Source organism: Paraburkholderia sp. WC7.3g, assembly GCF_050436345.1.
Classification (GTDB): domain Bacteria; phylum Pseudomonadota; class Gammaproteobacteria; order Burkholderiales; family Burkholderiaceae; genus Paraburkholderia; species Paraburkholderia podalyriae.
On sequence record NZ_JBNDMA010000001.1, the window covers coordinates 1,355,363 to 1,370,417 of the forward strand.

General features: G+C 63.4%; 14 protein-coding genes and 1 pseudogene. 4 read left to right on the plus strand and 11 right to left on the minus strand.

Annotated features, from left to right (window positions below; translation table 11 throughout):
* Positions 1–64: 64 nt before the first annotated feature.
* The 5 genes from OKW43_RS06295 to OKW43_RS06315 all read right to left on the minus strand — a co-directional run bounded on the left by OKW43_RS06295 (position 65) and on the right by OKW43_RS06315 (position 4,099).
* Positions 65–268, minus strand: coding sequence for a DUF3562 domain-containing protein (locus tag OKW43_RS06295; RefSeq protein ID WP_187635378.1), 204 nt, complete (start codon positions 266–268; stop codon positions 65–67).
* Positions 269–506: 238 nt separating this feature from the next.
* Entirely contained in the window at positions 507–1,805 is a 1,299-nt protein-coding gene (locus OKW43_RS06300; RefSeq protein WP_429447339.1) for a TAXI family TRAP transporter solute-binding subunit, read from the minus strand.
* Between the two features lie 603 nt (positions 1,806–2,408).
* Positions 2,409–2,771, minus strand: a complete 363-nt coding sequence (locus OKW43_RS06305) for an STY0301 family protein (RefSeq protein ID WP_429445913.1) — start codon at positions 2,769–2,771, stop codon at positions 2,409–2,411.
* On the minus strand, positions 2,740–2,949 hold the full coding sequence (locus OKW43_RS06310; protein ID WP_187635377.1) for a BPSL0067 family protein: 210 nt from the start codon (positions 2,947–2,949) through the stop codon (positions 2,740–2,742). Before OKW43_RS06310 ends, OKW43_RS06305 begins: the two co-directional genes overlap by 32 nt.
* 223 nt (positions 2,950–3,172) lie before the next feature.
* Positions 3,173–4,099 carry a LysR substrate-binding domain-containing protein gene (locus tag OKW43_RS06315; RefSeq protein WP_187635376.1) on the minus strand — a complete coding sequence of 309 codons (927 nt, stop codon included), beginning with the start codon at positions 4,097–4,099 and terminating at the stop codon, positions 3,173–3,175.
* 124 nt (positions 4,100–4,223) lie between these two features.
* Here OKW43_RS06315 and OKW43_RS06320 point away from each other — a divergent pair, with 124 nt between their 5' ends.
* Positions 4,224–5,318: a tartrate dehydrogenase gene (locus tag OKW43_RS06320; protein WP_429445916.1), complete on the plus strand. Its 1,095-nt coding sequence runs from the start codon at positions 4,224–4,226 to the stop codon at positions 5,316–5,318.
* 101 nt (positions 5,319–5,419) lie between these two features.
* Entirely contained in the window at positions 5,420–6,730 is a 1,311-nt protein-coding gene (locus OKW43_RS06325; RefSeq protein WP_429445918.1) for an MFS transporter, read from the plus strand.
* Between the two features lie 81 nt (positions 6,731–6,811).
* Here OKW43_RS06325 and OKW43_RS06330 read toward each other — a convergent pair whose 3' ends face one another.
* From OKW43_RS06330 to OKW43_RS06340, 3 genes are all read right to left on the minus strand, one after another.
* The gene (locus OKW43_RS06330) at positions 6,812–7,411 is read right to left on the minus strand and encodes a hypothetical protein (protein ID WP_429445919.1); all 600 of its coding nucleotides are present in this window, start codon (positions 7,409–7,411) and stop codon (positions 6,812–6,814) included.
* A 406-nt stretch (positions 7,412–7,817) separates the two neighbouring features.
* On the minus strand, positions 7,818–8,432 hold the full coding sequence (locus OKW43_RS06335) for a hypothetical protein (RefSeq protein WP_429445921.1): 615 nt from the start codon (positions 8,430–8,432) through the stop codon (positions 7,818–7,820).
* 7 nt (positions 8,433–8,439) lie between these two features.
* A complete protein-coding gene (locus tag OKW43_RS06340; RefSeq protein WP_187635371.1) occupies positions 8,440–9,459 on the minus strand; it encodes a helix-turn-helix transcriptional regulator in 1,020 nt (339 codons plus the stop codon).
* A 223-nt stretch (positions 9,460–9,682) separates the two neighbouring features.
* Between OKW43_RS06340 and OKW43_RS06345 the strand changes: the two genes are divergently transcribed.
* Positions 9,683–11,950: a beta-glucosidase gene (locus OKW43_RS06345; RefSeq protein WP_429445924.1), complete on the plus strand. Its 2,268-nt coding sequence runs from the start codon at positions 9,683–9,685 to the stop codon at positions 11,948–11,950.
* 68 nt (positions 11,951–12,018) lie between these two features.
* On the opposite strand, the gene OKW43_RS06350 is transcribed toward OKW43_RS06345, so the two are convergent.
* Complete coding sequence (locus OKW43_RS06350; RefSeq protein WP_429445926.1) at positions 12,019–12,423, minus strand: DUF3224 domain-containing protein; 405 nt, start codon at positions 12,421–12,423, stop codon at positions 12,019–12,021.
* A 307-nt stretch (positions 12,424–12,730) separates the two neighbouring features.
* Positions 12,731–12,970 (minus strand): annotated as a pseudogene (locus OKW43_RS06355) (LysR family transcriptional regulator); the annotation flags it as partial.
* On the opposite strand from OKW43_RS06355, the gene OKW43_RS06360 reads away from it, so the two are divergent.
* On the plus strand, positions 12,969–13,688 hold the full coding sequence (locus OKW43_RS06360; protein ID WP_429445928.1) for an SDR family oxidoreductase: 720 nt from the start codon (positions 12,969–12,971) through the stop codon (positions 13,686–13,688). The pseudogene OKW43_RS06355 and the gene OKW43_RS06360 overlap by 2 nt on opposite strands.
* 4 nt (positions 13,689–13,692) lie before the next feature.
* On the opposite strand, the gene OKW43_RS06365 is transcribed toward OKW43_RS06360, so the two are convergent.
* Positions 13,693–14,952: a multidrug effflux MFS transporter gene (locus tag OKW43_RS06365; protein ID WP_429445930.1), complete on the minus strand. Its 1,260-nt coding sequence runs from the start codon at positions 14,950–14,952 to the stop codon at positions 13,693–13,695.
* Between the last annotated feature and the right edge of the window lie 103 nt (positions 14,953–15,055).

The window sequence follows — 15,055 nt, forward strand, 5'->3', positions numbered from 1 at the left end:
CGAAGTCTGGAGCCACGGGCGCGTGCAAGATTGCGCTGAGCCGATGCATACCGCATACCGCGAGTCAGTGCTTTCGATGATGCTTGTCGCGCAGTTCGTTGCGAACCTTCTTCGCGGCGAACAGCGGCACGTAGTCGAACACGCGCGCTTCGTTGCGGATTTCGGCGAGCCTATCGGCGTACATGCGGGACACCGTTTCGGCCGGCGTGTCGGTTTCCTCGGCGATGCTTTTGACCACTTCGTCTACATTCGGCTCAGGCTGCGACATGGCTTGCTCCGGGTGGTGCGGCGGGCGGGATGGCGGTACGCGTACGACAGGGCAGAAGTTCATTACAGAATGCGAACCGCGAGCGCGCCAATTGAATCGCCCTATCGCGCGATCCATTTCACAGAGATTTTCTTCTTGCGCTGCGGCGAGCGCCCATACGGCGTAGCCGCGCGGAAAATCAACCGATTCGACGGTGGTGAATACCCGGGCAACGCGCATGGGTAAGCGAGCGCCGTCTCTACCTGTCCACCTTCTGCGCCACATGCGCGATCCGGTCGCGCACCACGCCGATCGCCTGCTTCAGTGCGTAAACATCCTGAAAGTAACGATACGGAATTCGAATCTGGCTCGCGTGCGCGTCGATGCTCTCGATCTCGTCGCTCCATTGCGCGACTTGCGCGCGAGACGGCTGGGCGTTCTTCCACACTTCGTCCTCGAGCGCCTTGATCGCGCGGTACCACACGAAGAGCCGTTTCTTCATCCGCGCTTCGAGCATGCTCGGCAGCGCCTGTGCGACGCCGATCAGCAGCGCGAGGAACGGCACCAGGATCAGCAGCCGTCGTTCGATCAGACTCGCGAGCCAGAACGGCAGGTAGCGATATAGGAACGGCCGGCCCGATCTGAAGTAGCGCACGCTTTCGTCGGAGATCGGGAATTCTTCGGTGTTCAGGTTCGGGAACGTGCCGAGCGGTGTGAAGTAGTCCTCGCCGCCGTGCACCGTGCGCGCCGCGTCGAGCAGCAGATAGACGAGCGCCGGATGCAACGTGTCCTTCGACACGAGCAGCGCCGTCGCCGCGAGCAGCGTGACGTCGCTGCGCGGCATATCGTCGGCGACGCTCGTCGATGCGCGCGGCATTACGATCTTCGACAGCGACGGGAATTTTTGCGCCAGTGCGTCGGCCTGCGCGAAGCTCATCAGCTTCAGGTTGCTGGTGAGCAGCGTATGCTGCATGTCGGCGTCGGGCCGGCCAATGAAGAACGCCGCGTCGACCTGACCGCTTTCGAGCCCCTGGTATGCGGCGTTTGCGTCCATCTGCAGCAGCGTCGAGTTCTGACTCGTGACGCCGCTATAGCCGAGCAGCACCTGCGAGACGTGGAGCAGCCCGCTGCCCGGCACGCCGATCGAGATGCGCTTGCCGCGCAGTTGCGACAGCCGGTCGATCGTCGCGTCGCCGCGATAGAACACCCAGATCGGTTCGTACGACACGGCGGCGATGGTTTGCAGATGGTCCGTGTCTTTCGGATTGGTCGTGCCCGACTGGATGAAGCCGACTTGATACGCGCTGTCCGGGTCTGCCAGCCGCTGATAATTTTCGACCGAGCCCGATGAACTGCGGATGTCGAGCTTGATGCCGTCGCGCTTCAAAAGCCGCGCGTAGCGATCGGCGAAACCGCGATAAATGCCGCCGTCCGCGCCGGAGGTGATGACGATCGTGCGCTGGAACGCGGGCTCGAGCACGAGCGCGAGCATCCAGCCGACCGCGGCGACGAGCACGATCGCGCCGACGATCAGAAGACGCCGCCGCCGGCGCGTCATCGGCGTTCTGTGGCTGCGGTACAGCGCGGGGTCTGGTCTCGGCATCGTTACCCGGTTTGGTCAGGTCCGGCCTTGGTGACTAATGGGATGGAGGCGGTCCCTATTTCCTCGATTTTACGATATCAGGGTTTTTATTCGATAGTGAGTGATGTGCGCATGGTGCACCTTAGTGTGGCACAGCATCGCCATACTTCCGAGCTTCGGTGCATCTTCGTCTGTAATTGGGGCATCGGAGTTTTCGGGCGCATCCGGGGGACCGGAATTGTAAGCGCGCGATCGATCGCAGATTGCACGTGCGCATGCTGAACAACGCAATATTTGATTTGCTGCGTTTGCTCGTCGTCATAGGAAATGAAGGCGGATTCGTGACTCACCAGAAAGCTCTGCAAGTCTGGTAGGCGGAGAACGCTTTTCGTTTGCACAGTAGGTACGTTCGGGAATCTCTGAATGTAGCGCCGATCATGTCGCACGCCATCATATCGTGCTCGTATTTCGCAATGCATTCGGCTTCATGCCCTTCACTCACTCCGCGCGCGCTGCAATGGTCTGCACGAACCGCGGCAGCTATAAGCCGGGTTGCCATTTTTGGTTATCCAAATCCATTTAACGAGAGGTACAGTGAACAGCAAAGGGTCTGCTCGTGGCTTCGCAGGTCCGAGCCCCAACAGCATGAATCACAACGGTGCTGTTAGTGCCGTGGTAGCGGCATACCAGATAGGGGTCAACGCCCGTTAAATCCCACTGGTCAGATGTTTTTCCTGACGCAGGAATAAGGTCTGCCTCGTGCTCTGGAGGGCCATCGAACAGGGATGCGTTATCCAGAACATGATGTTGCCCTTCTGTGGAAAGCACGTTTGGGCATTTGAATCGGACCTGTGTTGGCGACGCGCACGCGGCGCTTGTTGCCAGGAGGCAAACTGCCAGGAAAAGCACCTTATTCGACAACATAATATTGGCTGCCATCATTAACAGGCGAGCCCTTGCCGCGACGGAAATGGATAGTGCGCCGATGCGGAGGTTGTTTGGTATGTCCGTTCCACTGGTCAATCACAGTGATTCCAGCCAGTGTTTGCCCGAGATAAATAGCCGCGTGGCTTTCGTTGATCGGATCATCTGCCTTTTCCGTATCAGCGACATAGCGCATCTTTTCTGCTTCTCCTTTGCCAGTAAAAAGCGACCAGACTCAACGCACACACTAGCGAGCCCAGCCCATCAAAACAAGCAGTACTCGATTTTCAGATAGTGACCATCCGCTGATATGACCGTCCAGATTGCGATTCAGCTTCCCTCCAGCGAGAAACAGCCTTCTACTCAATGTGTCGCAATGTGTCGGGGTAGCTCCACCTCGAGTCAACCGCTGTGCTGCACTACGCCCCCGCTCCCACCTCACCCCCCAATTCCCGCGCAATAAACTCGACGAACGCGCGAATCCGATTCGACATCTGCTGCCGCGGCGAATACACCGCGAAGATATCCGCGTTCGGTGTGTCGTGATCGGGCAGCAACTGGACGAGCGAACCATCCGCGAGATATTGCCGGATGTCCCATTCCGCGCGCATCAGGATGCCGTGTCCTTCGAGCGCCCACTTGACGGCGATCTCGCCGTCGTTGGTGGTCAGCGTGCCTTTGATGCGCACCGCCTCGGTCTTGCGCGCGGCGCCGCGTCCCGACGTCAGCCGCCACACGCCGTACGCTTCGTCGCCTTGACGAATGCCGATGCAATCGTGGCGCGTCAGATCGTGCGCCGTGAGCGGCAGGCCGTGCGCCGCCAGATACGACGGCGCCGCACACAGCAGACGCCGATTCGCCGCAAGCCGGCGCGCGACCACGCGCGTATCGGGCGGCTCGCCGAAGCGGATGCAGACGTCGAAGCTGTCGTCGGTGAGCGGCGGGGGCGTGACCGAAAGCTGCAGTTGAACCGACACCTGCGGATACCGCGCGACGAAGCGCGAGATCGCCGGCCCGATATGGCTGCGCCCGAAGCCGAGCGTCGCGTTCACGCGCAGCAAGCCCTTCGGGGTCTTCTTCGCCGAGCCGAGCAGTTCGGCCAGTTCGTCGATCTCGTCGAGAATTCGCCGCGCGTGTTCTACATATAGCTCGCCTTCGGGCGTAAGCGTCATGCGGCGCGTCGTGCGGTTGACGAGCGCGACGCCCGCGCGCTGCTCCATCTGCGTGAGGCGCTTGCTGACGGCTGCCGCGGTCAGCCCCAGTTCGCGCGCGGCCGCGCTGAGGCTGCCGCTCGCGGCGAGCGTCGAGAAAAAGCTCAGATCCGCTGGCTGGACGGTGTCGTGCATCGTCTGTTCCGCGCCTTCGCATTTGTGAATGCAAGTTAAAGATGCTTTGAGTTTAGCACCGGTTTTTATCCCTGGGATCGCGCTAGAGTGCACGCACGCCATTCACCAAGCACAGGACGGAGACATGAAAAACTATCGCATCGCAACCATCCCCGGCGACGGCATCGGCAAGGAGGTCGTGCCGGCCGGCGCGCAGGTGCTCGACGCGCTCGCGAAGAGCACGCGCGCCTTCACGTTCGAGTTCGAGAACTTCGACTGGGGCGGCGACTACTACCGCCAGCACGGCGTGATGATGCCGGCGAACGGGCTCGACGCGATCCGTGACAAGGACGCGATCCTGTTCGGCTCGGCGGGCGACAAGGACATTCCCGATCACATCACGCTGTGGGGTTTGCGTCTGAAGATCTGTCAGGGCTTCGATCAATACGCGAACGTGCGCCCGACCCGCATCCTGCCCGGCATCGACGCGCCGCTGAAGTACTGCACGCCCGACGATCTGAACTGGGTTATCGTGCGCGAAAATTCGGAGGGTGAATATTCGGGCGTCGGCGGCCGCGTGCATCAGGGCCATCCGATCGAAGCCGCGACCGATGTGTCGATGATGACGCGCGCCGGCGTCGAGCGCATCATGCGCTTCGCGTTCCTGCTCGCGCAATCGCGTCCGCGCAAGCTGTTGACCGTGATCACGAAGAGCAACGCGCAGCGTCACGCGATGGTGATGTGGGACGAGATCGCGCTCGAAATCTCGAAGGAGTTTCCGGACGTCACGTGGGACAAGGAGCTCGTCGACGCGGCGACCGCGCGCATGGTCAATCGTCCCGCGACGCTCGACACGATCGTCGCCACCAATTTGCACGCCGATATTCTCAGCGACCTCGCGGCCGCGCTCGCGGGCAGCCTCGGCATCGCGCCGACCGGCAACATCGACCCGGAGCGCTGCTATCCGTCGATGTTCGAGCCGATCCACGGGTCCGCGTTCGACATCATGGGCAAGGGGCTCGCGAATCCGGTCGGCACGTTCTGGTCGGTCGTGATGCTGCTCGAACACCTCGGCGAATTCGACGCAGCCAGGCGCGTGATGCAGGCCGTCGAATCGGTCACCGCGAACAAGTCGCTTCACACGCGCGACCTCGGCGGCACCGCCACGACCGCGCAGGTGACAGCGGCCGTGTGCGCGTTCATCGAGCAGGCGGCGACGCCCGCGGCGAACGCGGCTTGAGCGTCGGCTTGGCGTGAACTGAACAGGAACCGGGTGGCATCCGGGCGGCAACCGGGCGCAAATCGCGCGCGGCCCACTGCCGCGCGCCGCAGGAGGAGACAATGACTTCAGAACTCGAAAGCCGGGTGTCCCGCAAGCTGATGCTGCGGATCATCCCGTTCGTCATGCTGCTGTACTTCGTGAGCTTTCTCGATCGCGTGAACGTGGGCTTCGCCGCGTTGTCGATGAACAAGGCGATCGGTCTTTCGCCGACCTCGTTCGGCCTCGGCGGCGGGCTCTTTTTTATCGGCTATTTTCTGTTCGAGGTGCCGTCGAACCTGATCCTGCACAAGGTCGGCGCACGGCGCTGGATTGCTCGCGTGATGGTGTCGTGGGGGCTCGTGTCGCTCGCATCCGCGTTCGTCGTCGGGCCGAACAGTTTCTACGCGCTGCGCTTCATTCTCGGCGTCGCGGAAGCGGGCTTCTTTCCAGGCATCATCCTGTATCTGAGCCTGTGGTTTCCGGCGCGTCAGCGCGCGGTCGCGGCGGCGTGGTTCATGGCCGCCGCGCCGATCTCGACCGCGATCGGCTCGCCGATTTCCGGCGCGATCATGAAGCTGCCGCCCATTGCCGGACTTGCCGACTGGCAGATGCTCTACGTGCTCGAAGCCTTGCCTGCGATCGTCCTCGGCTTTTTCGTGCTCAAGTATCTGACCGACAAGCCCGCGCAAGCCGACTGGTTGCAGCCCGAAGAGCGCGACTGGCTGATCGCGAAGCTGAAGCTCGAAGCCGACGCGCGCCACGCGCACGCGGGCCACACGGCCGGCGCGCTCAGCGCGTTGCGCGATCCACGCGTGCTCGCGCTCGCGCTGATCTACTTCGGCACCTCGGCGGGACTTTATACGCTCGGCTTGTGGGCGCCGCTGATCATCCGCCAATACGGTTTCGGCTCTTTCGAAACCGGGCTGCTCGCCGGTGTGCCGAGCGTGCTGGCGGTGATCGCGATGGTGCTATGGGCGAAGCACTCGGATCGCACCGACGAACGGACGTGGCACGTCGTGATTCCGTGCACGCTCGCGTGCGTCGGCTTCGTGTTCGCCGGCAATGCGGCCACTGCATTGATGATCGTGCTTGCGCTCGTCGTCGTGAACGTGGGCATCAGTGCCGCGAAGGCGCCGCTGTGGGCGATGCCGAGCATGTTCCTGTCGGGCGCCGGGGCGGCGGCGGGAATTGCGATGATCAACTCGATCGGCAACCTCGGCGGCTTCGTCGGGCCGTTTGCGATTGGCTGGCTCAAGAGCGTGACGGGCGGCTATACGGCGGGGCTTTACGTGGTCGGCGCGACGTTGGCGCTCTCCGCGGTTGTGACGCTGATGTTGAGCCGGCAGACGAAGCATGCGCTGGTCGCGGTGGGCGAACGGCCGGGGCACTGAGCGCAGCACCGATGAAGCGAGCGCGCCGCCGGTTGAAAAGCCGGCGGCAAGCGCGACTTCATCAGATACGTCAGTACCCCACTACCGGAAGCCGTAGACCAGAACCTTCTTCCCTTCGAACGCCTCCTGCACACCTTGCACGCAATCCATCGGGCAGCTGTAGCCGTCGGGGGCCGACGCGGCCGACGGGATGCTCGCCCGATAGACGACGGATTCGACCTGCGTCCCGTCCGAAGTGACCACGATGTTCAGGTCGGTCACGACGCCGGCTGGCACGGGTCCTCCGGCGGTGTACACAATCGACATGGTGCCGGTGCAATCGGATTTCACCGAATAAGTGCCTTTCTGCGCCGGATTGAAGGTTATCTGCCCACCTTTCGGCACGCCGTTGATGCTCCCGAAATCGGTGCGGGTAAATTTGCCGTTGCCGTCGAATGTCACGAGAGCGACGTCATCGAGGATCGACTGGGTGGCGAACGGATGCAGCACGTTGCTCGAATCCAGCAACCCAAGGATCACGCCGTGACCGATGAACCCAAAAGGTCCTTTTAGCGTTGCGTTCGAGCAAAGACCGCCGCCACGGCCACGGTCACCGTCATCGCCACCGGCCTGCGCGGCGCCACTCAGCGACAGAAGTGCAACGGCTACAGCCGACCAGATTCTCAATTGCCGGGTCTTCATCTTCATCTCCTTGTCAGCGAATCAGGCGCATGAAATCGCGGCGTGCAAAGGGCCTATCGGCAGCCGGATCAGGCGCCTGATTCAATCAAGCGAAAACAGTCGATTTGAAATGGCCGCAGCGATATCTGGTCGCCGTCGTTCGAGGGACCAGGGGGCAGGCCAAAGTGGTGAATGGCGAAACGCTTTCACCAGGCAGTCGTATTTCGCCCGGTGTCGGCGGATACGTGCGGAAGGGATGCACGAAAGTCCGCGCAATGGTGACTTCGTGGGTCAGCTACGCCTGAAAGTCGCATAGCGAAAATCAGTGTAATCGATGCGACTTGCGGCGACCTGATGAATATCGGACAAAAGGAAGGCGCATTCAGATCGCGCGCTGCCAATCGTCGCGCTGTCTTTCGGGAGCCTCTCACCGAACCTTGTGCCCGGAATACGCTCCCACCCGCCGGCGCCGCCCCACGATCAACAAACAAACGCTACTGGCCGCCACGATATTCACCGCCGGATAAAACGCCACCGCCACACTCCATTTCGGCAGCGCAAGAATCGCGAGCGCGTATTTAAAAACACAGAGCGCAAAGTACAAAAGACTCTCACTCCACGGATCACGAATAGTCTTGCGAACCGTCGGCCCCAGGCCGACGAGTTCGATCAGCGTCACAAGACAGATGGACAACGTCGGATCATGAGTGACTATCCAGAGCGGAATAGCGGACAACGCCGCAGCGAGGCAAAGCCAATCAAAAGCGGTCCGCTGACGTTCGCCCCGAAAAACGCTTGCCACCAGAACAAAGAAGCAGGTGGCCGCGATCGCCGCCGTACACCACGCCGAGGGACCCGCACCGGCGACGAACTGTCCCACGGCCGCGATCGCCGTGACGAGCGACCAGATCAACCAGGTAAAAAGATGAGGGCGTACCGTGCCGCGCCAGATCGCAAGTCCATAAGGCAGAAACGCGACCACGGATACGATCGATCCCATGACGCCGAACAGTCGAGTCATGTCCTGATCGATGCTCATCATAGGACGATCACACCCTGCACCGCCCCCGATACCGCGCCGGCGGCGCCCCACATGCACGCGTAAAAAACCGCGTAAACGCCGTCGTCGAGGCAAAGCCGACCCGTTCGCTAATCTCGCTGATCGACATCGGTGTATGCGCGAGCAGCATGCGTGCTTCCTCGATACGCATTTGCGTCAGCACTTCGCTGAAGGTTTTGCGCTCCGCCGCGAGCTTGCGTTGCAACGTCCAGCGCGTCAGCGACAGCCGCTCGCAGACGATCGTCTGCAGGCTCTTCGGTTCGATCGCTTCGGCGTGCTCGCGCAGCACGTCACGCAGACATCGCTCGACCGTCGGAGAGAAGCGGCCCTGCTCGCGAATCCGCTGCAAGATTCCATGGGCGGCATGCATGTGAATCTTCGCGAGCGGCGCGTTGTAAACCTCGAACGCGCGATCCAGCGCCGACGACTGCAACACCATCCGATTGCGAGCCTGATCCAGTTGGACGCGCACACCCAACGCCCCACCGAGCGCCGGGATCGCACCAAGCCGCGCATCGGTGATGCCCGCGTCGCGCACGCGCAGTCGCACGTCATAGAGCTTCGCGACACTCGCAATCAGCGCAAAATTGCCGAGCGCGCTCGTGGCGTTGCGCCCTTCGCCTTCCGTCACGTATTCGAATGCGACTTCGTCGCCATGCTCGTGCATGACGAGCCAGTCGACATTACCGATCAGGTCGCGGTACCCGACGTAATGGCGCAATGCGTCGCGCAGCGTCGGACTATTGCACAGCACGCCCGCCAACTCGGGAAAATACAGCAGACTGTCCAGCACGTCGCCCTCGGGCGCGCCGCGCGTGAGGCGGCCTTCCGCGAGTTGGAGCATGGCGACGTGCTTGTCACCGGGCACTCGCGCATCCGCCGCTGCGATGTCGGCCTCGTCGATGCCGATATCGTGGGCCACTTTCGCGCGATCGAGACCCTCCCGCTCCGCCGCGTCGAGCAATCCTCGATAGATGCGCGCTGATACGGACTTCTGACGCAAATCCACTGTGCCTCCTCCGGTCGAACCCTGTGTGCGGGTTTTCCTGACTCCGTATCGGTCAAGTGCTGCACCCATCGGTCAAGCGCGTTTCCCGTGCATCCCTAGAATTTCTTTCGTCGCATTACCGCAAGCACCAAGCGTAACAGCACGCGTGACGTGCCGGTAGCGCGTCGAGAAAACCTTATGTAAGCAAATCACATTGCCGACAACGGCAAGACGGAGCGAGATGATGACAAGGAAGCTGACGATACCCTTTGCCGCAAGCGCCATCGCTTGCGGTGTCGCGCTGGTACTCGCCGCGTGCGGCAATGGCAGCGGCGTCAGTGCCCCGCCGTTGCCGACCGATCCCGATGCGCGCGCCGATGCGCGTGCCGCCGCGCTGGTCGCGCAATTGACGACCGCCGAAAAGATCCAGCTCGTGCACGGCGTGGGCATCCCCAATGCGGGACTCGGCGGTCCGTATCCGGCCGGCGTCAACGGAGCCGGCTACATTCCCGGCATCGCGCGGCTCGGCATTCCGGGCGTCGCGATGGCCGATTCGGCCTGCGGCGTCAACGTCGTCAACTCGAACGCGACGGCGCTGCCCGCGCCGGTGGCGCTCGCGGCAAGCTGGGACCCCACGCTGGCGAACCAATACGGCGCGCGCATCGCGACCGAGCTGCGCGTGCTCGGTTACGGCGAAGGCCTCGGCGGCGGCGTCAATCTCGCACGCGAACCACGCAACGGTCGCACCTTCGAGTACATGGGCGAAGACCCGGTACTGACCGGCACGCTGAGCGCCGCACGCACGATCGGCACGCAGGCGCAGAACGTCATCGCGACCATCAAGCACTACGCGATGAACGATCAGGAAACGAACCGCATGACCAGCAACTCGGTCGTCGACGAACGCACGATGCACGAAACCGAACTGCTCGCGTTCGAACTCGGCGTCACGCAGGGCATGCCCGGCAACGTGATGTGTTCGTACAATCTCGTGAACGGCGTGTATGCGTGCGAAAACCCGTATCTGCTGACCACCGTGCTGAAGAACGAGTGGGGCTTCAAGGGCGTGGTGCAGTCGGACTGGACCGCCACGCATAGTACGGTCGCCTCGGCCCTGGCCGGCCTCGATGAAGAAGAACCCGGCGATCTCGGCGGCGGTCCGTCGATTCCCGGCTTTACGCTGACGTCGTATTTCAACGCCGCGCTGACGAGCGCGGTCAACGCCGGCAGCGTGCCGATGTCGCGACTCAACGACATGGTCCAGCGCAAGCTGCGCACGATGATCCGCTATGGCGTTTTCGATTCCCCGCCGACCACCGGCGGCAGCGTCGATCAAACCGCGGGCAATGCGCTCGCGTTGCAGGTCGCGCAGCAATCGTCGGTGTTGCTGAAGAACGCGGTGGCGAGCGGCGATTCGCAAGCCGTGCTGCCGTTGAACGCGGCCGGGCTGTCGTCGATCGTGGTGATCGGCGCTCACGCGGATGCGGGCGTGCTGTCGGGCGGCGGCTCGGGCGCGGTGCCGGCAGCCGCGGGCAACGCGGTGTCCGGTTGCGTGTCCTCGTCGCCGCTGTTGAGCACCTGCGCGACGTGGTACAAGTCCGCGCCGCTGGCCGCGATCCGGGCGAAGGCGCCGAACGCGAGCGTGACGTTCGTCGACGGCACCGACGCGACGGCCGCGGCGACCGCCGCCGCGAAAGCGGACGTGGCGATCGTGTTCGCGACGCAATGGGAAAGCGAGGGCACCGATCTGCCGAGCCTGAGCTTGCCGGGCAACACGACCGACAGCAATAACCAGAGCTACGATCAGAACGCGTTGATCACGGCGGTCGCGGCGCAAGCCCGGCGCGTGATCGTCGTGCTCGAGAACGGCAGCCCGGTCCTGATGCCGTGGCTCGCCAACGTGCACGGTGTGCTCGAAGCATGGTATCCAGGCGTGCAGGGCGGCCAGGCGATTGCGGATCTGCTGTTCGGCGACGTGAACCCGTCCGGCAAATTGCCGATCACGTTCCCGGTGCGGGACGCGGATCTTCCGCAGCCGACGATTTCTGCCACCGATACCACCGTCGCTTACAGCGAAGGACTGTTCATGGGTTATCGCTGGTATGACGGCAAGCAGATCGCGCCGCTGTTCCCGTTCGGTTATGGGCTGTCCTACACGAGCTACAGCTACTCGGGCCTCAATGCGCAAGTCGATGCGAGCGGCAACGAGACCGTGACCTTTACCGTCAAGAATACGGGCTCGCGCGCGGGCGCGGAAATCGCCGAGGTTTATGCGGCATTGCCGAGTGGTCTGGGCGAACCGCCGAAGCGTCTGGTCGGCTGGCAAAAGGTCGCGCTGCAGGCGGGGCAGTCGCAGCAGGTCAGCGTATCGATTGCGCCGAAGCTGCTGTCGACGTGGGACGCGACCAACCATGCATGGAAGCTCAACGGTGGCGTCTATCAGATGATCGCGGGGGCTTCTTCGCGCGATCCGAATGCGTTGACGGCATCGGTGACGATAGCGGGGCATTGAGCGCGCCCGTGCTGGACTGGAAAGCATCGCAGCGGGATACGGGGTCCAGCTCCGTATCCCGCTTGCTGTCAATCGCCGGGCAGACGATAAGCGAATTCGTACGAATGCGCGCCGTCGACGATGTCGATCCTGAACTCACCTTGAATGCCGCTCAGCTCGCCGGTGCCCGAATCCGGCACGACGCTCACCTTCAACGTCGCAGCGCCGCGATTCATCACGCCGATATGCTGCAGCACGAACGTGCCCCGCTTGCCCGCCAGCGTACCCGTGACCTGTTCGAGCGCGACATAGCCGGCCGAGCCTTTGACGTTCGTCATCGCGCTCAGCATTTGCCCCTGGGTGGTCGCGGCGAGATCGCCAGAGATCTGCTTGTCGATCGACATGCGGCCGAGCTTCGATTCGGCCTCCGCGTTTTCGAACGGCATCGGTTGAAGGGAGACGATGAAGGTGCCTTTTGCGATGTGATGAGTCATCGGGATTTCCTCCTGGCTTGAACGGGGCGACGGCGCGCGTCGAATCGGTGGATCGCGCGATCAGCTTCACGCCGGGCGCTATGTCGGCGAGGCGCGCCATGATGTCCGGCATCAACAGTAGTTCGAGCGAATCGCTGAGGCCGACGCGAAACACCCGCTGCGCGCGTGCCGGATCGAAGACGGCCGGCTGCGTGAGCGCCTGATGCAGTGATTGCAGGAACGGCTCGATCTGCCGCGCCAGTTCGAGCGCGCGCGGCGTCGGCGTCATGCCTTGCGGCGTGCGCACGAACAGCGCGTCGCCGAAGGTCTCGCGCAGGCGTTTGAGCGCGCCGCTGACGGCCGGCTGCCCAACAAACAGCCGCTGCGCGGCACGCGTGACGCTGCGCTCTTCCAGCAGCGCGCGGAAGCTCAGCAGCAGGTTCAGGTCGAAGCGCCGAAAATCATTTTCAATGATATTGGCCATGACATTAAACGATTTGAATGATGGGCACGCACCGCGCATTCTACTGCCACGGGGTCTCCCGTTCACTCTCAGGAGCAATGACATGGACTGGCAAAATCAGAAGGTCGCGGTGCTGGGTGGCTCGTCGGGTATCGGGCTCGCGACGGTGACACGGCTGGCTGCGGCCGGCGCGAGCGTCGTCGCGGTGGGGCGCGACCGCGCCAAACTGGACGATGCGTTGAGCGGCATCGGTGGACGGGTGACGGGCGAAGCGCTCGATTGCACCGATCGCGCGGCGCTGGAGCGCTTCTTCGGCGGGCTCGGCCCGATCGATCATCTGGTGATGACGCTGTCGGGCGGCGAAGGCGCGGGGCCGTTCGCCGAACTCGATCTGGCAGCGCTGCGGCGCGGCTTCGAGGCCAAGTTCTGGCCGCAGCTCGAAGCGGCGCAGACGGCGCTAGCCACGCTGCGTCGCGACGGCAGCCTGACGTTTCTGACCGCGATTTCGGCGCGCATCGCGAACCCGGGCACGGCGGGTTTGGGCGCGATCAACGGCGCGCTTGAAAGCATGGTCGGCACGCTCGCGCGCGAACTCGCGCCGCTGCGCGTGAACGCGGTGTCGCCGGGTGTGATCGATACGCCGTGGTGGGACAGATTTCCCGCGAGCGTGAAGAGCGAGCTGTTTCGTCAGCAAAGCGAGACGTTACCGGCGCGGCGCGTCGGCCAGGCCGACGATGTCGCGCACGCGCTGCAGTTTCTGCTGGAGAACACGTTTATGACGGGGGCGGTGATCGAGTGTGACGGGGGCTTGCGGCTACTCTGAAGCGTCAGGCGCGGGAAGGCGTCGTCAGGCGGTCGTCGCCCGATACCTGCGCCAGATGGCGCAGCAGCTTCGTCACCATCACGACGACGACGAACGCGATGGCCACGAAGAACAGCGCGAGCGGCGTGAGCACCTGCACCGACACGAAGCCGGCCAGGCCCATCATCGCCGACGACACCAGCAGCAGCGCGCAGCCGAGAATCGCGCTCGTCAGACCCGCGATGTGCGGGAACAGCGAGTTGCCCTTCGCCATCAGCGTCGGATACATCGCGCCGGCGCAGAAGCCCATCACGAGCACGGGCGTCGCGAGCGTCCAGACGCGCAGGCCGACCGTCAGCGCGAGCAGCAGCATCGCAATCGACGCGGCCGCCATCAGCCGCGCACCGAAGCGCAGCCGCTGCTCGGCGCTCGGCAGCCCAGGGCCATGCAGGCGGTTCGATAGACCGCCAAGGAAGTACATCATGCCGATGCCGAGCGCGAGGTAGCCGAAGAAGGTCGGCGGCTTGTGCAGCGTGGTCTGCACCATGAACGGCCCGATGATGTTGAACACGAGCAGGATGCTGTAGCACAGGCCCTGCGCGAGAAAGCAGCTCTGGAACACGGGGCTTGCGAGCACCTTGCGCGCGTTAGCGATCAACGTGCGCGGTTCGAGATGCACGGGCTTCGGCAAGGTCTCGCGATAGCGCCACAGCAGCGCCCACATCACCAGCGAATAGATCAGCAGGAACACGAGGCACGCGCGCCAGCCGAACGCGGTCTGCAGATGCGCGCCGATCACCGGCGCGACGATCGGCGCGAGCCCCCATGCGATTGCCATGTACGTGAACGCATGCAGCAACGCCTGACCCGCGAATGAATCGGTGATGATCGCCTTCGCGAGCAGGTTCGTGCTCGCGATGCCGAAGCCCTGCAGTGCGCGGGCGAGGATGAACGTCTCCAGATTCGGCGCCGCGAGCGACAGCAGGCAGCCGACCGTGTAGACGCTGAGGCCGAACGCGAGCACGCGCTTGCGGCCATAGGCATCGGCGATCGGGCCGAAGATCAGCTGGCCGAACGCGTAGGCGGCCATGTAGCCGGTAACGCTGGTCTGGATCGCTTGCGGCGAGGTGCCGAAGTAGCGCGCCATCGCGGGCAGTGCGGGCACGTAGATGTCGATGGCGAGCTGTCCGGCGGACGCGAACAGGCAGATCAGGAACAGCAGGAAGCGCGGCGAGTTCGGGGCGGAGACGGCGGAAGCGGGCTGGTCGGCGGTAGCGTGACTCATGGGTGCATCGAAAGGGAATACGGGCGGCGCGGGCGTTGGAGCGTTCGAATATCGAACCAAAAGACGCGGATGACCGGGCATTATCGCCGGGTATTGTGCCCGT